Genomic DNA, 18,790 nt, shown 5'->3' with positions numbered 1-18,790 from the left:
CTTATGAGAACAAAAGAACCCAGCATGTTCTATACCTCGGTATACCATTCTGTCGGTATGAGTTTTCTCCCCTCCCGCCATTCATCGACTTCGTGAACATTTTCAATATCTCCGTATATAGCCTTATCCGCATGATCAAGAACTATAAACTGCCAGGAAGCATCTGGTTTTGAGAAGGTTTCTGACAAGGTTTTAAATATCTTCTTAACTGCGTGAAAGTCTTCATCCTCGTAATTCTTGAAGTCTTCTTCCTTCTCACCGCCTTCAACCAGTGTAACTTTGGGAAAGTAAACCTGACTTGGCTGATCGAAGATGACAAAACTAGGGACACTTGAGCCGGGCAAGCTGGCAAAAAACTCCTGAAATGCGCACATAGCTGCTATATGAAAGGAAACCCAATTCGAAGCGCTACCGACTTCAGCAAGGAAGTGCCACTCACCTTCATTCCCCCGTACTTTGATGGCCAGCTCCTTGATGTCAACTTTTGGTCTGGATTGCCTGTATTTTTCTTCGACGTCAAGGTGCTGAAGGTAGGAGAGCATAAGCTCTGCTATTTTATCGGTCGCGGTATCTGCCCTTCTTAAAATAGCTGCTTCATTTACCAGCGGTTTCAATTGATCATACTCGTCCTGTAGCTCCTGAACTTGGTTTTCTAGGTGGCCGCCTTCAATGAGCTTTTCGAACCGCTCCAGCGAGGAACGGAAATGGCCGAGAAAGATATACATCTCTTTGTTTCTATAAAAGCTGTGCCGGGCCTGCTCGTCTTTCTGTATAAGCCAGTCATATCGTTCTTGAAGCGAGTTCCTTTGCTCTAATACGTCCTCCAAGTCTTGCTTAAGCCGCTGTTCTTCCCTGTCAAAAGTGGTGGGAATGACCTGGAATTTACTCGCTTCATTTTCATATTCTTCAAGAACGGCTGAAATTTTGTTGATTTCGTTAAGCGCGTTGGGATGACTGGACTCACCACATACGGGGCAAGTTTCAGTCTGTTGCGCTACATCTGTCAGCCATCTAGAAAGGTGAAGTCGGTCAGCTTTCTTCCTGGCAACGGAACCGTAATCTGTAAAACCGACCTTTAATCTTTTTACCTCCTCAAGACGGTTCTTTATCTGCGCAATATGGGAAGCTAAATCATCGTCATGAGCATCAAGCTTTATGAGTTCTTCATTTGATGCCTGAATCTGACCTTCGCCGATACGTGGTCTGTCCGGGCTCCTCTCAATCAGTTCCTTACCGAGCCCAAGAAGTCTCTCAGGATCGTCAGATTGAGAAAATTGAGCGTTGACCAGCCCGTAATCGACCGCCGTCATGAGATGTCCAAATATATTTGACTTCCACTCTTTTGAAATCGCGCGCTCTTTCTCAAGCTCCCGCCGCAATCTATTTAGCTTCCGCTCAAGCACCTGCATTCGCTGTCGAGCCTTCAAAACCTCCAAGTTCTCCGCGCCAAGAATAAAAGGAAACCAAGTCCGTAATTTTTCGCGATGTTCATGAGCGTGAGTTTTGTAGAACAGAATATTCTGGTTAGCGACAATATCCTGTGTTTGAAATACAAAGCCCATCAGATCACGAATGCTCAGACGAGCTTTAAAACTGTTTTGTGGTGCTTCGTCTGGATCGAGACTGAAATACGGCAGCAGGGCAAGTTCATTCAATGAGTGTTTAACATCCTCAGTCGAAGCATTTTTATCTTCCAGCACCGGCGGAATCGTAACGCTCGTTCCTTTATAGTAGTAAAAGTCATCAGATGGCTTGCTGCCAGTTGGAACTTTCCTCGCGATAAGTATCTGATCCTGACCAAGTTGGAGTATGACACCATACCAGGATACATAGTCTCTAATTGTGTCAATAGGAATACTGCATGAACTGGAACCAAGGCAGTAATCAATGATCGGTATTATTGCCGATTTTCCTGTGCGTGACGCTCCAGTGATAACATTAACCTTGTCAAGCTCAAACTTCACTTCTCTTGGCGGAAAAACAGAATTTTTCGGCCAGATAATCAACTTCCTTATCTTCATATTCACTATAAGACCACCTTTAATAATGTAGATACCTGGCTCACCGAGTAGGCTGAAAACCACTTACCTAATGTTTCTGCTTTATCGCCCAAAGATTTGACACTTGGCTTGGGAGCCATACCCCTACTCGGCTTCTGCAAAAGGTTTTTAGGATAAAGGCAGCCATCCTCAAGATTGAGAAACAGCAGACCATGCTGAATCGCCAGGTCGATCGAACTTAAGGTATAGAATTTCGTATTGTTCACGCGATGATGAATCGAAAGGAAAAGATCGACATCCTTTTTGTCGGTGAAGCTTCGCGCATAGGACGCAAGGTCCTTTCTGCGGTTAGTGACGGGATCGCTGAGACGCTTGTTTGTTAAAATTGCAGATGCAAGAAAATGTAGCAAAAGGACGGGGGAGTGACCTTTGGGGTGATGATCTGTATAGCCTTGTGTAAATCGCCAAAGAACGTAGGATCCGACAACCGGGGTATTCCAGACTCTAATTTCTTCAACGAGATTGCTCATAACTCACCTGCTACCTGTCTTTCAATAAATCGTTCCATGATTCATGCCACCCTATTTCATTTTCATTTGTAAGATTATGATAAGTTCCACGAACAAAATGAGAAAGAACCGGCTGATTTCCTATTGTTGCCTGCCTTACCTTGCAATCGTGGTAAAGAAGCTGCCCGCGTTCTTCAGGCTTTAGTGATTTTTCGGTAATAGAGAGCTTTTTAATCGTGCTGTGCCAATAGCTTTTCAGGCTTTCTTCGAACTCCTGAGCGGAAGCTTCGTCTATCAACTCGCTCTCTATCCATTTATCCGCATTTATTTTCCTACGAAGGAAATCGGATACTGCCGAAACTTGTTCATGGTCTTCAATATCAATTATCTGTAGTTGCTTCAAATATTTTGGATATTCTTTAAACTGTTCCTGAACCTCCTTGTGGTCGGCTGCATACTCCTTCGTGAAGTCGATTAACTCCCTTACCCTAACTCTTTCAAACAGCACCACAAACTTTTTCTGATATTCCTCCCACGATATAATAGCGGGTTTATTGGCGGCAATCCTGTCCATCAAAGAATTTGTTACCCAGCCAAGTAATTCATCATGTAAATAGTCGACATGATGCTGTGATACTAAAATTATTTCTGATAGAACCTGATGAATCTCCTCACTACCCGTTTTACTGCCGACGATAAATTCAAAAGAGCCGACTATCGCTCTAAAAGCATCTTTATGGCCCAGAATATGTGAAAGATACGAATGGATGGGGTGGATCGATTCTAGAGATTCGAATAGGCTTTCTACTTCTCCAATACATTTAGTTATTTCCTCAGGACGTTGAGCATCTGATAATGCATCGACAATTCCTTTGTTACCCTTGTGGTTAGCATATAAAATGAATTTTGTTCTCTCGAAATGTATCGAACCATCATTCAGCGCATTAATCCAGTTATAGAAAGTTTTCCAGAGGTCGGTTGATTTATTAGTAACTGGGTTACTACTCAAGGACGACTTGTCTTCTTCTTCGAGTTTACCCCCGTTGCTGAGCATTACCGCGACGTCACCGGTAACTTCAACGCTTACAGACGATCCTCGCCCAGATTGCAGCAAGTGAACCAGTGCCCGCTGGAGCTGGAGCTGATAACCTAGCAATTGTCCTGCTGCGGTAGGCATATGAAACATCCTTTAGTCTTTTTCACATATTTGTCGACATCTTAAAGCCTATACTTTCGGCTCAAACGCTGGTCAGTCTACTTAATTAACGTGTGCTTTGGGTAGAAAGTAGACTTACTCCGCATCGTATAACGCCGTGGTTTGGGGCCGGAACGAAGCGCTAGCGTAGCGGAGGTCCCAGCCGCGATAGCGGTGAACAACACCACTTTGTTAGGCTTACGCTTTTTTATGCCCATCAATATAGCAAACCACAAGATCGTATAGCTCTTCAGCTGCGAGCTTGGCTTTTTCAATTTCTAAATCCTTGAACCATACTAGATGATCATTACCCCTGTATTCAGAACGCTTATCGGCGTACTTCCTGAATATTTCTAAAGCATCATCCCTAAGCTTTCCTTTGAGGTCATTAAGAATGCCATCTTCATTCGTTGGATAAGTTATATAGTCCCAATGCACGTCGGCCAACTTGGTTCTGCTTTTCAATGTAATGAAAGGGAACTGTTTTTTCTGACATATTGCATACCATTCATTTTCCACCTTGGCTCCAACATCCTTTTTTGGTAACTCGATATACTTCTGCATAGTACGTCTCCATTATGTTGCCTAACGCGGAAATAAACCGCGTGTGCTGCGCAGCAGTGCACGTCGGTTTAATTGATTGGTTAAAGGTTTCTGCGGGGATACAAATGGTATTCATGGTGACCAACCCGCTCAAATATCACCTCATCGCCAGGCTTCAGCTCATGAGCTTCGAAAAAGCGTCGAGTTAAAGGGCCTCGCACTCTAAAAAATTTTTTTGCTCCATCAATGTCAGCTTTAACGGGCTCACAAACACCAATGTAAAGAGTGGCCTCCTCTGCTGACTCTACTTTGTTCGAACCACCGATAAGCTCCGGTGGAAAAAAATCCATAATTTCCGTAAGAAGAATATAGTTGTTCTTAAAACTGTTTTCGTTGAGCTTTACCGACCTGTACTTCAACTTCTTTTTCTCCCTGACCTTTAACGCCGCTCAGCACGCGCGGCTACGGAATGGAGGCGAAGCCGCAATCGAGTAGCCGTCGCCGTGACTGGCCTGGTTATGAGTGTTCACTTCCCGCCACCAAAATTGTAGTGCTGGAACTGTGGAACAACGACCTTCTTACCGCTTGCAAGCTTTTGGCCGCAGTAAGGGCAGAATGCCACCTGAATCTGAACAGTCTCAATGGCCTGCCCCTCGTACTCAAGGCAATGGTTGCTTTCAAGATCTTCCTCTGTCGCCACCCTATTCAGGTTTAGATAAACATCGGATCCATCTTCTTCAAACCATATCTCAGCAAGCGAACAGGAAGAGCAGTTATGAATCAATGCTGGCACCTCGTTGAGCACTCATAACGCCCGTGTTCAACAGCGCAGTAAAACTGCGCCTGTTGCAACCGTTTGTTATGCCTGCTCTGCTTCATGTCAGGTTCGCTTTTTGAGAGACGAGTAAACCTTGCCCTTTTCCCGCTTGCCTACGGCAAGCACATACACGAACAGCTCATCGTCAACAACCTCATAGGCTAACCGGTATCCAGCAGAGCGAAGTTTAATTTTGTACACGGATTCATAGCCACTTAACTTATCAGCAGGCACTCTGGGATTTTCCAATCGCTCCGCCAGCTTTTTCTTGAATTGGCTCCTGATCGGGGCAGCAAGCTTTTCCCATTCCTTAAGCGCAGCTGGAAGAAATCGCAGCTTATAAGTCATCCAGCGACACCGTTATAGCTTGATCTTTGTCGCCACGACGCTCCTCAACAAGCTGCGCCAATTCATAGTCTTCGAGCATATCCATCAGAGCCTCGTAGGTTTCCGCTGGAATCAGGTAGGCTGCAGGTTTGTTGTGATTTAGCACCGCTATAGGTGAACCACTTGCCTGAGTAAGCAAGGCTGAAGGGTTTTTCTTTAATTCTGAAATACTTACAGAAAAGTCCGCTAATACCTGACGCATAAAAAACCTCAATTTAGATCTAAATTATGGTCATATTTTAGCTCATTTTACTGCTAGGCGCTACGAGCTTGTAGGCATAACGCTCCTGTTCTGGCGCGAAAGTATGTTGGCGTGGCTTTTGCGTTCTTTGCAAAAGGCATGACGACATACTTTTGTCGCTCAGGAACGGTTTGTTAGGCGTTGTTTTTCTCATCATCGTCCGAAACCGCATAAAAGAGACTTAGAGCGACCGCATAGGTGACAAAAGGAATCGCCACATACCGATAAAACCAATGTAAATCAGAAGGAACGTAGTAACTCGCAAATCCGAAAAGAAAAGCAAGGAACAAACAGCCAACTAGTCCGTACGCCCAATCCGGATCGCCCTTGAACTTCTCGATAATTCCAACGAAGGACAGGATTATCCAAGGAACACTCATCAAAATTACTAACGCTATCCTATGCTGGTCGGAAGTGAGGCCAAAGCTCTCTCCAGGCTCGTTGAGCAAAATGCTCTTCACGTTTGCCGCCATTTCTTGGGCGGAGGATCTTACGGTCTCATTTCTGGACTCGAGAAGTGGCTCCAATGAGGAAAGCAAATCTGCGGCTTTTTGATACTTATCCAGTCGGAATGTAGAAGTCGTCAATTCGTAGGAAACGATGCCAATAATTCCTACCGCAAGCGCGGCACAAATGACCGCCACTCGTTTTGCAGAGAGCTCGGAAATTGTCTTTTCTAGGAACTCAAGGATTTGCATGTGCTACGTGACCGCCTAACGCGGAGCGCACCGGTGACCTTTACAGAGCGAAGCGGCGTAAAGGCCATCCGAGTGACGCGAATTGTTATATTTCGAACTCAAGTATTACGCTATTTTGTGACCCTACTGTTCTTTTTTCAGGATCGTGAAAAGTATCGATAATGTTAAAGCCTGCCTTTCTCATCATTCCAGCTGAAGCGAGATTTTCTTCATGCCTTTCTATTAAAACAGTATTGACGTTTTTTCTTTGTGCTTCTGCTAAACATTCTTTTAATAGTTGCGTGGCAATACCTTTTCCTGAATGTAGTGATGAAACGACTACATCTCCTATAAACAACATATTATTCAAAGAGCAGTACTTGCTAAGGTATTGGGGGCTTAATGAACCTTCGATTAGAACAGAAAACCCGACAACCTCTGATCCCTCAGTTGCAACAATCGCTTGAGCATACCCTTGTTCTACAAGGGCAAACTCTTCGTTGACGCCTTCTCGGGTCAAATAATTCCACTCATTAGGCCCATATTTCCAAAGAATTTTCTTAAGTTCATCAATTTCTTCGACAATAGCTTTTCTATACTCTAACAATGGTTAGTACTCCAAAAAGTATAACAGTCTGTTAATGAGGTCTTCGACCTCATAATATTTATTAGAGGGTATACCTTTATAACTTGGCCTTAGTCAATGAATTTTCTAGTAACTTGATATAAATAGACTTTTTTATGTAAGCCATTCAGCACATTTCCCTAAAAGGTATCCAGCTCAACACGGGGCACCAGAAAAAGGTAATAATCCCGTGAAGCACTTCAACAGCCTCCTGCCAGCATAAAAAAGAAGAAAATGCATACCCTCAGACACGCTACCGCCCAGCCCGTGCACCATCACAGCAGTAAGTGTTCCCTGATTGTCTGTGTGTGATTTAAACAGGACCGCTGCGGCGTTGCAAGGCTGCTTTGGTCAAACGGGTGGCTTCAGCGCTGAGTGCGTCTTCAGGCCAGGGATGCTTTGGGTAGCGGCCTCGCATTTCTTTGCGGACTTCGGTATAGGCGTTTCGCCAGAAGTGGGGCAGGTCGGCGGTGACTTGCAGCGGGCGGCGTGCGGGGGAGAGCAGGTGGATGAGTAGCGGGACTTTGCCGTTTAGAACGCTGGGTTGGTCCTGGTAGCCGAACATTTCCTGGAGTTTGACTGCCAGTACCGGCGGTTGTTGGGTGTAGTCGATGGCGATGCGTGAGCCGCTGGGTACGCTCAGGTGGGTCGGTAGCTGTTTATCCAGTTGTTGCTGGTGTTCCCAACTGAGCAGGTTACGCAGGGCGCTGTGGGTATCGACTTTGTCCAGGTCGCGTTGGTGTCGGGCGTTGTGCAGGTAGGGCAGTAGCCAGTCGAGTCCATTGTGCAACAGCGCCGTATCGCTGACATCTGGCCAGGGTGCGCCGGTATGCTGGTGCATCAGCGCCATGCGTGCGCGCAGGTTGAGTGCATCGTCTGACCAGGGCAGGCAGTTGAGGCCTTGTTGCTGGATGGTGTCTTGCCAGGCGGCTTGCCATTGTTCGGCAGTTAGCTTTGGCAGGCGTTGGCTGCGCAGGCGTATCTGGCCGAGTTGTTGATGGCGTTGGGCGATGAACTGTCCTGAGTCCTGCCAGCCGATTTCGGTGCGTTCGCTGAAGAGTTGTGGCGCGATCTGCTCCAGTGAGGCTAGGGCGCTGGCGGAGAGTTCGGCGGCCAGGCGTATCACCGTGCGTTGCGGGTGGACGCTCAGGTCGGTGCAGGCGAGCCAGTCGGCCTGGGGGAGATCCGATTCCAGGCTGCATTCGGCGCCTCGGCCATTGCTGAGCAGAAAGCCGTCGCGCTGATCCCGGCGTTTGGCGATGCGATCCGGAAAGGCCAGTGCCAGCAGCAGGGCGGGCAGGTCGTCTGCATTAATTGCCGTGCGGCTGGCTTCTGGCGTAAGGCCTTGCAGGGTGCGCCAGAGGTTCTGTGCCAGGGGTTGAATGCGTTGCTGCCAGATCGCGCGCTGCTGTTTGGCCTGGGACAGCAGTCTGAGCAGATCATCGCTGCCGCGTCGGGTGGCGGGCCATTCCTGTATCAGCGCCACCAGGGTGCAGGCGTGCTGGCCATGTCCCAGTGCATGCGCCGATAACAGCGCGTGTGCCCAGCGCGGCTCGATCCCCAGTCGGGCGCAGGCGTTGCCATGGTCGCTAAGGCCGCTGCCTTCGGCGTTCAGCATGCCCAGTTGCCCGAGCAGATCACCGGCTTGTTGCAGGGCGGCGCTGGGGGGCGGTGTCAGCCAGAAGAGTTCATCGGCCTCGGCGCCCCACTGCAGTAAGGTCAGCCGTAGCGGGGCGAGGTCAGTGTCGAGGATCTCGGCGCGGATATGGGCATCCAGGCGTTCATGCTGTTGCTGCGGCCACAGACGGTAACAGACGCCGGGTGCCTGACGTCCGGCACGGCCACAGCGCTGGGTGGCCGACGCACGGGAGATCTGGCGGGTGGTCAGGGTATTCAGTCCGCTGGACAGATGAAACACACTGCGCCGCTCCAGACCGGAATCTACCACGATCCGCACCCCGTCGACCGTCAGCGAGCTCTCGGCAATATTGGTTGTCAGAATCACTTTACGCTGACCGCTTGGCGCGGGGGTGAGGGCGGCTTTCTGCTCGGCATCATTCAGCTGGCCGTGCAGCGGTAAGATATGAGTCGTTGGCGGCAGATCGCTCAGTGCCTGCTGCACCTGCTTAATCTCGCGGACACCCGGCAGAAACACCAGCATATCACCGTCATGCTGCAGCGCCTGGCGTATCACCCGGGCGGTGTGTTCGATTATGGATTGATTGGCATTCAGCAGCGGCTGATAGTGAATATCGACCGGAAAACTGCGCCCCTCGCTCACCAGTAAGGGAGCATCCAGCGCCTCGGTGAGGGTCTGTTCATCCAGCGTGGCTGACATGATCAGCAGACGCAGATCGGGGCGTAACAGTTGCTGGCATTGATGCGTCAGCGCCAGGGCCAGGTCAGCATGCAGATTGCGCTCGTGGAATTCATCAAAGATCACCAGCCCGATACCGCTAAGCTCCGGATCATCCTGCAACAGCCGCGTCAGCACCCCTTCGGTTACCACTTCAATACGGGTCTGCGCACTCACGCGGGTATCCAGACGAATGCGATAGCCCACGCGCTGTCCGACCGACTCACCCAGTTGCTGCGCCATAAACTGTGCCGCATGACGTGCCGCGATGCGCCGAGGCTCCAACATCACAATCCGCTGCCCATTCAGCCAAGGCTCGTCCAATAGCGCCAGCGGCACCCGCGTGGTTTTACCTGCGCCCGGTGCCGCACTGAGCAACACCGCACCCGGTTGCGCTAGCGACTGGCGCAGGGCAGGTAATACATCGTCGATTGGCAGCGGGTTCAAAGTATTCACTCACAAAACAAATTCATATAAAAGCAGAATCCTAGCATGATAGAGGTTCTGCGCGTGCTTTTACATTTTCAAATAGATGTTCTAATATATTGTCCGGCTAAGCTTTACCCATCAGCCAGTGCGATATTTATAAATTCCAAGGATAAGGAGTCGATCGTGACAACATCTCTGTTTCCAATTCAAACATCATTTGATCAACGCGCATTGCGCAACCGCTTGTCCGTTACTTTAGATGAACAGAAACTTTTCAAAGTTATCGATGAAGATCCAGACCTTATTGGTGCGGGTGTTATCTTTATCGATAATCGTGGAACAGTAGTCATCTTACGAGAGTTCGAACCCATTTGTTCATTTAAGCCCGTCAATGTAGTTCTTCGTGAACCACCAAGACATTACACTGCTGACGCTTATGTTGCTGAAGTAAGAGATAACAATCGAGAAAATCGTTTAGTTTATGAAGCCACTGGTACGACGCTTGCTTGTGGTGCGGCTGTGCTTGGGTGGTTGGTATTAGTTTCATCTGGAGTTGCAGTAACCTTCACCGGTGGTGCGTCTGGCATTTTAACTGCAATGGCCTATGGGGCTGCTTCTGCTAGTACCGCACAATGTCTGATTGGTGCAAGACGTACTTACAATGAACAGATAGAACCTCAGCGAAATGATGATATGGACAGTGAGGAGTGGTATCAAAATACCATGATGGCTCTGGATGTGATTTCATTAGCGGGCGCAACTGCGGCGGGTTTAGTGACTATCAAAGGAATAAAATTGCTTAAAGCTAACGGTATTCCGATTCGAAAAACCTTAGAAGGGCTTAGTCGTCAAGAGCGGAGACGGCTTTCACGAGAAATCGCACGAGCTAATGCGCCAGGTATTTCTAATCGAACGTTGAAAGTAATGGAGCGATCAGGTCAAATTGAGCGCCGATACTCCAATGCTGCACTGCGTAATACAACTCTCTTACAGATCAAAGATGCACTGGGTGCTGGCCTTAGTTTCACCGGTAGTGCAATTGGAGGCAATATCAAATTGTTGGCCATAGCCATTGTTAGGGAGGAGTAATGTTTAAACGTCAGCTTAAACGTCCCTCTAAACCGATGCCAGAGTATAAAATACTCCCAATAGGGACTTGGCATTTTATCGCGGCAGTGATGTTAATGATTTTTTGCGTATTCTGTACAGGCGAAATAATAATATATTTTTTAAAACTGGATGCTCAAACTGAAAATGTGGCATTTATTGAGTTGGGGGTTATCGTAGCTTTGGGGTTTGTTTTGTCTCATCTAAGCTTTATGGTGACAAGGGGGTCAGTCTTTTGCTACGGCCTTCTACTTAAATATAATCGCATATGTATGTCGGTGTTAGTCGTTGGAAATATTGTGGCCTTGATTTTAGGCGATGTTTCTACAGCGGTATTTGCTGCTGTTGGGCTTGCGCTAGGCCTTCTGGCACACCAGATATATTTATCAGAAAAATACCTTGAATTTCTTGATTTTCAAGAGGTTGCTTGGGGGCACTATCGCTGGAATAGAAGAAAAAAGTAAAATTTATAGAGGTGTTTTGTGCGTTCGGGGGAGGCTGCAAACTGTTAACCATAGCCGTTGTCAGGGAGGAATAATGTTTAAACGTGAAATCAAACGTCCTCAGAAACCGATGCCTGAATATCAAGTGTTTCCTCCCGGTTTTTGGCATGCCATAGCTGCGGTTATGCTAATGATTTTTTGCGTATCATTCACAGGCGTATTAATATTTTATTTTATCGATTTAGGCCCTCACACTAAAAATATAGCGTTTATTGAATTAGGCATAACAGTGGCTTTAGTACTTGTTTTGTCCCATTTAACGTTTATGACTTCTAGAGGGTCAATATATAGCAATGCTCTTTTGCTTAAATTCAATCGTTTATGCATATTTATTCTTGTTATAGGTAATATAGTGGCCCTGATTTCTGGTGATTATGAAAATGCTGTCTTGGCTGCAGTTGGGCTTGCCTTGGGGCTTCTGGCACATCATATTTACTTATCTGAACAATACCTTAAGCTTATTGAGTATTATGAGACAATTTGGGCGCATTATCGATGGAATAGAAGAAAAAAATAGCTCTCGTAAAATCTGTAGTAGTGTTCTCGCAATCGATGTTCAGTAGTCTGTTATCGCAAAGCCACAGGTATTCCTGCCACCGACACCTTTCCACCCAATCGCACCCCAATACAAGCCAACTCTGCAAAAAAATGCGATAATGTCGGGCTTCGCCACAAGCCCAGTCTAATCCAAATCCGGTACCCCGTTCATGGAAATCAAAGTTAACTTTCTCGACAATCTCAGACTTGAAGCCAAGTTTGACGACTTCACCGTCATCACCGACCAGCCGATTCGCTACAAGGGTGATGGTTCGGCGCCCAGTCCCTTCGATTATTTTCTGGCATCGTCTGCCTTGTGTGCGGCCTACTTTGTGCGGGTTTACTGTTTAGCGCGCAATATTCCGACGGAAAATATCCGTCTGTCGCAGAACAATATTGTCGATCCGGAAAACCGCTATAACCAGATTTTCAAGATTCAGGTGGAGTTGCCGGAAAGTATCTCGGATAAGGATCGTGAAGGGATTTTGCGTTCGATTGATCGTTGTACCGTGAAAAAAGTGGTGCAGATGGGCCCGGGGTTTGAGATCGAAACGGTTGAGAGTCTGGATGAAGATGCGCAGGCGCTGCTGATGGTGAAGCCGGAAGGCGAGTCCAGCACCTATATAGAGGGTAAGGATCTGCCGCTGGAACAGACCATTGCCAATATGACGGCGATTCTGGCCGACCTGGGCATGAAGATAGAGATCGCGTCCTGGCGCAATCTGGTGCCGCATGTCTGGTCGCTGCATATCCGTGATGCGGCCTCGCCGATGTGTTTCACCAACGGCAAAGGCTCGACCAAGGAAAGTGCACTCTGTTCGGCGCTGGGTGAGTTTATTGAGCGTCTGAGTTGTAACTTCTTCTATAACGATCAGTTCTTTGGTGAAGAGATCGCCAACAGTGAGTTTGTGCATTATCCGAATGAGAAATGGTTTCTGCCGGGACCGGGGGATACGCTGCCAGAGGGGTTGCTGGATGACTATTGCCTGTCGATCTACAACCCGGACGATGAGCTGCGTGGCTCCAATCTGATCGATACCAATTCCGGCAATAAAGCGCGGGGTATCTGTGCCTTGCCGTTTGTGCGCCAGTCGGATGAGGCTGTGGTGTATTTCCCCTCCAATCTGATCGAAAACCTCTACCTTAGCAACGGCATGAGTGCCGGGAACACCCTGTATGAAGCCCAGGTGCAGTGTCTGTCGGAGATTTTTGAGCGCGCGGTGAAGCGTCAGATTATTGAAGAAGAGTTGGCCTTGCCAGATGTGCCACCAGCCGTACTGGCGCAGTATCCAGGTATTCTGGAAGGTATCGAAGCGCTGGAGGCACAGGGCTTTCCGGTGCTGGTGAAAGATGCGTCGCTCGGCGGCCAGTTCCCGGTGGCCTGTGTCACCCTGATGAATCCGCGTACCGGCGGGGTGTTTGCGTCCTTTGGTGCCCATCCGAGTCTGGAAGTGGCGCTGGAGCGCAGTCTGACTGAGCTATTGCAAGGGCGTAGCTTTGAAGGACTCAATGATTTCCAGCCACCGACCTTTAACAGTCTGGCGGTGACCGAGCCGAATAACTTTGTTGAGCATTTTATCGATTCGTCCGGGGTGATCTCCTGGCGCTTTTTCAGTGACAAGGCTGACTATGATTTCTGCGAGTGGGATTTTACCGGCAGCAATCAGCAGGAAGCTGAAACCCTGTTTGGTATTCTCGAAGAAATGGGGCAGGAGGTGTACATGGCCGTGCATGACGACCTTGGCGCACCGGTCTGTCGTATTCTGGTGCCGGGTTATTCCGAGGTGTATCCGGTGGATGATCTGGTCTGGGATAACACCAACAAGGCGCTGGAATTCCGTGAAGACATTCTCAACCTGCATCGCCTGAGCGATCCGCAACTGGCCGATCTGCTGGAGCGCTTAGAAGAAAGCCAGCAGGATGAGTACATGGACATCATCACCCTGATCGGTATTGAGTTTGATGAAAATACCGAGTGGGGTCAGTTAACGATTCTGGAACTGAAGCTGCTGATCCACCTGGCACTGCAACAGCATGAAGAAGCGCTGGAGCGGGTGGAGCATTTCCTGCAATACAACACCAACACGGTCGAACGCGGGCTGTTTTACCGTGCCGTGAATGCGGTGCTGGAAATCATCCTGGATGACAGCTTGTCCCTGGAAGATTTCCTGCCCAACCTGTCGCGTATGTTCGGCGAGCAGACAATGCAAGCCGTGGTGGGCTCGGTCAAAGGCGAAGTACGTTTCCACGGCCTGACACCGACCAATATGCAACTGGAAGGGCTGGACAAGCATTTGCGCCTGATCGACAGCTACAAAAAGCTGCATGCCGCCCGAGCACAGAGGGCGTAAGAAAGGTCAGCAGAAAAGGTACTGACTCATTTTCTGCTGACCTCATTACATCTTTCCGCTGATCCTGCGTAATACAGGCTCCAGGGGGCCTCGACCAAACATTCTGGCATAGCCGCCTACTAGCAGCATGGACAAAACACCGATCACAATCGAAACAGGTATCAGCAGTAGAAGCCCAAACTGGTTGAATAGTTGAAGACCGTACCCGCCGAATACAAAGCCGCATAAGACCCCTTGCAAAATGTAGGTCGACAGGGAGTTCCGACCGGCCAGCACAAAGTATAAAGGCATGCGGAAATGTCGGGCCCCCAGAATGGTTAAGTACAGATACACCGCCGATAGAGCTGGGGCTCCAATACCGATTGCGATGAATCCGAGAAAACTCAACCCATCTAATGAGGCTGGAATTATTCCACTCATAGTGGCGGCATAAAGCAGGTTACAAGGCAGTGCGATTAACAGCAAAAGTGGAAGTGATTGTTGCAGCGCCTTAACACCGCCATTGCCCAGAACGAAAAAATCAGTTCTGGCTGCTGCCAAACCACAGGCAAATGCACCAAGCGCCAGTGGTCCCTGCAGAAATAACAGAAAGGCAAAAGTTAGCGGCCATTCATGCAACCGCCCCTGAGTAGCCTGTAGAAAAGTTCCACCGAGATGATGCCCATCGTTAGCTATAGTGAGCATGTCAGCCTTGAGCACTTCATCAATAACGATGGCCAGCAACGATAAACAGGCAAGGCTAATCGGAATCATACCAAGGGCAAAGTATATAAGATAACGTGGAGTCATCTTCCTTATTAGCCAGAGCAACCCACCCAACAAGGCATACAGCAGCAAAATATCGCCACTGAACACCAGCACGGCATGGCCAATCCCCATGACAGCAAGGCCGGCGAGTCTGCGGAAGTAGCGCTTGAAAAATGCCTGACCTGCTCGCCTAGCGGCTTGTGCCTGAATCTCCATCCCCCAGCCAAAGATAAATGAGAACAGCAGGAAAAATTTAAGCTGAAACAGTCCCTCAACAATAAACGCACCCAATCGGTCCGGTAGACTTTCGGGTGCAATGAACACTGCTTCCACGGGTAGCGCTATGAAAGGTACATTGACAATGCAAATCCCCATCAACGCCACCATGCGTATCACATCTACTTCAACATTTCGTTGACCCGCCATTGATTTATCCTTTACAAATTGATGCAGGGACAGACTAGCTTCTTCACCCAGGCAGCGCCTGTACCAAATGTCACGATAGCAGAGAGAAAAGATAAATGATGACATTTGTCCTATGCGAACAGATCCGGATCTATGGAATACTATCCCGATGACTCGAAACCTGACAGCCAGACACCAAATCATCGATCTGATCCTGGAGCTCATCGCCTGGACATTTGTAGTCTTGCTCACCTTGTATCTTTGGAAGCTGGATTATCCGGAGGTACACAACAGACTCAATTTCACGCCAGTCAACCTGACCTTCGCCATCACTTGTTTCCTGCTGTACATCGCTGGCGCTATCTGGCGTATTTTCGCCAAATCAACTCGTTATAAAGGGCTGATACTTCAATGTATTTGTCTATTTATCCTGATTTATTTGTTTCCGAATGGCATTCTGGTGATTCTTGCAATCAGGCTGGTGGCAAATCTGAATGAGTATCTCCCTACTTATATAGTTCTGCTGATCGCGTTGGGCATACCGCTGATTTACTTTTTACAAATCCCTGGCGAGTTTGCTTGGTTCAATATCATTCTGTTCAGCCTGTTTAACCTCTTCGCCTTGTATGCTTCTAATCGAATGCTGGATGAACGCAAAGCGAAGCAGTTAAACACAGATCTTCTTCGAGAGCTGCGTGCCACCCAAAGCATGCTCTCCACTACAGCACGGCAAGATGAGCGCCTGCGCATTGCGCGGGATCTTCACGATGGGCTTGGCCACCATATTGCGGCCCTCAGTATCCAACTGGAGGTGGCTAAACAGCTGAGTTCTGACAAGGCTCACCCTCATATTTGTAAGGCGCAGAGAGTAGCCCATCAGTTACTTAACGATATACAGACGGCGGTTTCGGATATTCGCCAAAGTCATCCTCTCGAACTGCATGCGGCATTGGTGGCGTTAACACAGAACCTGGACAGGCTGGATGTTCAATTGAACATAGCCGCGGATCTGAGGATTACAAATGCCAGAACGGCCGAGGTTATTTTTCGTGCCGCGCAGGAAGCCATCACTAACGTTTTGAAACACAGTGCTGCAGATACCTGTTTGCTGAGTCTGGAGCAGAAAGAGGGTCAACTTCTGCTGAGCTGCGAGGATAATGGTCCAGTCCTGACACCTATAAAATTCGGCAATGGTTTAATGGGTATGACCGAAAGAGTCCAGGAGTTAAACGGGAACCTGACGTGGGTTGCTGATAATAGAGGTTTCAAACTTCGCATCGAAATACCGGAGTCTATATGATCCCTATCAAAATACTGCTGGTTGATGATCAGAATCTGATTCGTGAAGGGATTAAAAGCCTTATCCATTTAAGGCCAGATATGCTGGTTGTTGCAGAAGCTGATGATGGAACAGAGGTTCTGAATCTGATTACCCGCTGCCAGCCTGATATTCTGTTACTGGATATTCGTATGCCACAAGTTAGTGGTCAAGAGGTACTTAAGCAGCTTCAAACAGCCGGATTAAACATACCCGTACTCATCCTGACCACCTTTGATGATCATGAACTGGTTCTGGATTGCATCAAACTCGGAGCCAAAGGCTATCTGCGAAAAGATGTGAGTTTCGACACACTCACTCAAGCAATTCAGAACCTGACACAGGGTAAAACCTGGATACACCCAGCCACCTCTTACCGAGTGGATAAAGCTAGACATCAACTCCAGCCCACAGAGACACCAATATTTGATGAGTTAACCGATAGTGAGATCCAGGTACTCCGGCTGGTAGCTGCCGGATATTCCAATCATGAGATCGCAGCGGCCCTGTTCAAATCACCGGGCACCATCCGCAACCAGGTTTCTTCTATTTTGAACAAACTCAATGTTCGTGATCGAACCCGTGCCGTGCTTAAGGCCCTGGACCTTGAGCTGATCTGAAATACACGAGAGAAAAGGGGGGAGGTTCATACTGAGCCCTTTTCTGACCCCTTAGAGCCGTTTTCTATTGTTTTTGCTACGACAGGCGTGGCTGCAATACTTGACCTCTTCCCAGTTGGCTTGCCACTTCTTGCGCCAACTGAAGGGGCGCTGGCAAGTGGCGCATATTTTTTCTGGCAAGTAGGGCTTTTTATGCATGCTTTACTACCTGTGTATTTAGTAACCTGGAAACGTTCGCTTTGACGCCTTCACTGTTTCGCCAGCGCCACAAGCGCTCGCGGGCAGCTCGACCGGTTTCCTTTATATCAATGATGGGGTTGGCATAGCCTGGCGTTAGTTCGGCAAACATCAGTGCTTCCATCGGAGTGATAAGCCAGGGTTGGTGTTGTAGAGGCACTGGATAACCACTCAGCTCAGGTACAAACTCGCGAATATAACTGGCATCGGCATCCTGCTTGAGTGATTGCTGGACTGGATTATAAATACGCAGAGTATTGAAGCCGGTGAGCCCGGCTTGCATCTGAATCTGGGGGTAATGAATACCCGGATCAAAATCGAGAAAATGCCGTGCCAGATGCAGGGCAACCGCTTTCCAGTCCAACTGCAGGTGATGACAGGCCATACTGACCAACATGGCACGCATGCGAAAGTTGACAAAACCACTGTTGAGCAGGGCGCGCATACAGGCATCCACTAATGCGTCTAATAGCTTGATCCCGTTTTAGCCAAACTATATCGATAACATCCACTAAGCACCCCTTTTCTAGATCCTTTGACTAGATCAACACAAGGATATGCGCCAGACAAACGATAGCTGTCAGTTGCCAGCGTAAACTGGAATAGCCTGGCGGGTAGCGTTGGTCTATGCCATAGAGTGACTCGGCCAACCGAAGGGTGAGAAACAAGCCGGTTTGGATTATCACGGCCAGATGTGGCAGGAGTGCCAGGCTGATGATGCTGAGAACGGGAAAGCTAACGGCTATAAGCGCGAAATGAGAAGGTTTATCTGTCTGGAACAACACTGGCCAGAGTACACCGGCCATAAAACCAAGAATCAGACAGCTGTAAAGCATAAACAGGCTGCGGCTTACATCGTAAGCTATTAGATCCGGAAAATGTGTGGCGATGGCAAGACCCACGAACGGAAGTACACCCGCATAACCCAATGTTCTAATCAGTGGCATAACGAGCCCTCGGTCAACTCGATGTGTTGTCTATGTTAGTAATTCAGTTTTTTTGATACGTGCAGAGTATTCAGGTGGATCCTGAAAAGGTACCGACCCCATTTTTAGATCCCGCCTCAAGAAATCAATCAATCGTTTTAATTTTGTGAGCAGTGTGTGGTGCTGGATTCTGTGTGGTAGATATAAAACCTTTTTTTGTCTTAGGTTATTGGATAGACTTGGGCGTCCATGCAGACGCA

General features: G+C 48.3%; 21 protein-coding genes. 6 read left to right on the top strand and 15 right to left on the bottom strand.

The genetic code is table 11. From position 1 onward, the window contains the following. Nucleotides 1–29: 29 nt before the first annotated feature. The 11 genes from F5I99_RS10350 to hrpB form a co-directional block, all read right to left on the bottom strand. On the bottom strand, nucleotides 30–2,021 hold the full coding sequence (locus F5I99_RS10350) for a DUF3732 domain-containing protein (RefSeq protein ID WP_225307653.1): 1,992 nt from the start codon (nucleotides 2,019–2,021) through the stop codon (nucleotides 30–32). Nucleotides 2,022–2,026: 5 nt separating this feature from the next. After that, complete coding sequence (locus F5I99_RS10345) at nucleotides 2,027–2,530, bottom strand: three component ABC system middle component (RefSeq protein WP_151055738.1); 504 nt, start codon at nucleotides 2,528–2,530, stop codon at nucleotides 2,027–2,029. A 10-nt stretch (nucleotides 2,531–2,540) separates the two neighbouring features. After that, nucleotides 2,541–3,686, bottom strand: coding sequence for an ABC-three component system protein (locus F5I99_RS10340; protein ID WP_151055736.1), 1,146 nt, complete (start codon nucleotides 3,684–3,686; stop codon nucleotides 2,541–2,543). A gap of 216 nt (nucleotides 3,687–3,902) precedes the next feature. Further along, nucleotides 3,903–4,268 (bottom strand): hypothetical protein, encoded by a 366-nt coding sequence (locus F5I99_RS10335; protein ID WP_151055734.1) that lies wholly within the window; start codon nucleotides 4,266–4,268, stop codon nucleotides 3,903–3,905. Between the two features lie 80 nt (nucleotides 4,269–4,348). Further along, nucleotides 4,349–4,666, bottom strand: coding sequence for a DNA binding protein (locus F5I99_RS10330; protein ID WP_151055732.1), 318 nt, complete (start codon nucleotides 4,664–4,666; stop codon nucleotides 4,349–4,351). Between the two features lie 107 nt (nucleotides 4,667–4,773). Next, complete coding sequence (locus tag F5I99_RS10325) at nucleotides 4,774–5,040, bottom strand: hypothetical protein (RefSeq protein ID WP_191905833.1); 267 nt, start codon at nucleotides 5,038–5,040, stop codon at nucleotides 4,774–4,776. Between the two features lie 87 nt (nucleotides 5,041–5,127). After that, nucleotides 5,128–5,412, bottom strand: coding sequence for a type II toxin-antitoxin system RelE family toxin (locus F5I99_RS10320; protein ID WP_151055728.1), 285 nt, complete (start codon nucleotides 5,410–5,412; stop codon nucleotides 5,128–5,130). Beyond that, nucleotides 5,402–5,653, bottom strand: coding sequence for a type II toxin-antitoxin system Phd/YefM family antitoxin (locus F5I99_RS10315; RefSeq protein WP_151055726.1), 252 nt, complete (start codon nucleotides 5,651–5,653; stop codon nucleotides 5,402–5,404). Before F5I99_RS10315 ends, F5I99_RS10320 begins: the two co-directional genes overlap by 11 nt. A gap of 173 nt (nucleotides 5,654–5,826) precedes the next feature. Next, the gene (locus F5I99_RS10310; RefSeq protein ID WP_151055724.1) at nucleotides 5,827–6,390 is read right to left on the bottom strand and encodes a hypothetical protein; all 564 of its coding nucleotides are present in this window, start codon (nucleotides 6,388–6,390) and stop codon (nucleotides 5,827–5,829) included. Nucleotides 6,391–6,475: 85 nt separating this feature from the next. Beyond that, nucleotides 6,476–6,976 carry a GNAT family N-acetyltransferase gene (locus F5I99_RS10305; RefSeq protein ID WP_151055722.1) on the bottom strand — a complete coding sequence of 167 codons (501 nt, stop codon included), beginning with the start codon at nucleotides 6,974–6,976 and terminating at the stop codon, nucleotides 6,476–6,478. A 331-nt stretch (nucleotides 6,977–7,307) separates the two neighbouring features. Then, nucleotides 7,308–9,806, bottom strand: coding sequence for an ATP-dependent helicase HrpB (gene hrpB, locus F5I99_RS10300; protein ID WP_225307371.1), 2,499 nt, complete (start codon nucleotides 9,804–9,806; stop codon nucleotides 7,308–7,310). Nucleotides 9,807–9,962: 156 nt separating this feature from the next. On the opposite strand from hrpB, the gene F5I99_RS10295 reads away from it, so the two are divergent. The 4 genes from F5I99_RS10295 (at nucleotide 9,963) to F5I99_RS10280 (ending at nucleotide 14,277) form a co-directional block, all read left to right on the top strand. Beyond that, nucleotides 9,963–10,868, top strand: a complete 906-nt coding sequence (locus F5I99_RS10295) for an NAD synthetase (RefSeq protein ID WP_151055720.1) — start codon at nucleotides 9,963–9,965, stop codon at nucleotides 10,866–10,868. Further along, nucleotides 10,868–11,350 (top strand): hypothetical protein, encoded by a 483-nt coding sequence (locus tag F5I99_RS10290; RefSeq protein WP_151055719.1) that lies wholly within the window; start codon nucleotides 10,868–10,870, stop codon nucleotides 11,348–11,350. The genes F5I99_RS10295 and F5I99_RS10290 overlap by 1 nt, the downstream gene beginning before the upstream one ends. Before the next feature lie 73 nt (nucleotides 11,351–11,423). Further along, nucleotides 11,424–11,906: a hypothetical protein gene (locus F5I99_RS10285; protein ID WP_151055717.1), complete on the top strand. Its 483-nt coding sequence runs from the start codon at nucleotides 11,424–11,426 to the stop codon at nucleotides 11,904–11,906. Nucleotides 11,907–12,096: 190 nt separating this feature from the next. After that, nucleotides 12,097–14,277, top strand: coding sequence for an OsmC domain/YcaO domain-containing protein (locus F5I99_RS10280; RefSeq protein WP_151055715.1), 2,181 nt, complete (start codon nucleotides 12,097–12,099; stop codon nucleotides 14,275–14,277). Between the two features lie 45 nt (nucleotides 14,278–14,322). Here the strand turns inward: F5I99_RS10280 and F5I99_RS10275 are convergent, their stop codons facing one another. Continuing rightward, a complete protein-coding gene (locus F5I99_RS10275) occupies nucleotides 14,323–15,450 on the bottom strand; it encodes a DUF418 domain-containing protein (RefSeq protein ID WP_191905832.1) in 1,128 nt (375 codons plus the stop codon). Nucleotides 15,451–15,562: 112 nt separating this feature from the next. Between F5I99_RS10275 and F5I99_RS10270 the strand changes: the two genes are divergently transcribed. Together F5I99_RS10270 and F5I99_RS10265 are read left to right on the top strand one after the other, a co-directional pair. Continuing rightward, nucleotides 15,563–16,729: a sensor histidine kinase gene (locus F5I99_RS10270; RefSeq protein WP_151055711.1), complete on the top strand. Its 1,167-nt coding sequence runs from the start codon at nucleotides 15,563–15,565 to the stop codon at nucleotides 16,727–16,729. Continuing rightward, nucleotides 16,726–17,367: a response regulator gene (locus tag F5I99_RS10265; RefSeq protein WP_151055709.1), complete on the top strand. Its 642-nt coding sequence runs from the start codon at nucleotides 16,726–16,728 to the stop codon at nucleotides 17,365–17,367. The genes F5I99_RS10270 and F5I99_RS10265 overlap by 4 nt, the downstream gene beginning before the upstream one ends. A gap of 51 nt (nucleotides 17,368–17,418) precedes the next feature. Here F5I99_RS10265 and F5I99_RS10260 read toward each other — a convergent pair whose 3' ends face one another. The 3 genes from F5I99_RS10260 to F5I99_RS10250 all read right to left on the bottom strand — a co-directional run bounded on the left by F5I99_RS10260 (nucleotide 17,419) and on the right by F5I99_RS10250 (nucleotide 18,551). Further along, complete coding sequence (locus F5I99_RS10260; RefSeq protein WP_151055707.1) at nucleotides 17,419–17,565, bottom strand: DUF2256 domain-containing protein; 147 nt, start codon at nucleotides 17,563–17,565, stop codon at nucleotides 17,419–17,421. Next, nucleotides 17,558–18,061 carry an FAD-binding domain-containing protein gene (locus F5I99_RS10255; protein ID WP_267902998.1) on the bottom strand — a complete coding sequence of 168 codons (504 nt, stop codon included), beginning with the start codon at nucleotides 18,059–18,061 and terminating at the stop codon, nucleotides 17,558–17,560. Before F5I99_RS10255 ends, F5I99_RS10260 begins: the two co-directional genes overlap by 8 nt. An 82-nt stretch (nucleotides 18,062–18,143) precedes the next feature. Next, on the bottom strand, nucleotides 18,144–18,551 hold the full coding sequence (locus tag F5I99_RS10250; protein WP_151055702.1) for a DUF3429 domain-containing protein: 408 nt from the start codon (nucleotides 18,549–18,551) through the stop codon (nucleotides 18,144–18,146). Nucleotides 18,552–18,790: the final 239 nt, after the last annotated feature.

Source organism: Nitrincola iocasae, assembly GCF_008727795.1.
Classification (GTDB): domain Bacteria; phylum Pseudomonadota; class Gammaproteobacteria; order Pseudomonadales; family Balneatricaceae; genus Nitrincola; species Nitrincola iocasae.
This window is presented reverse-complemented; position numbering and strand designations above follow the sequence as displayed.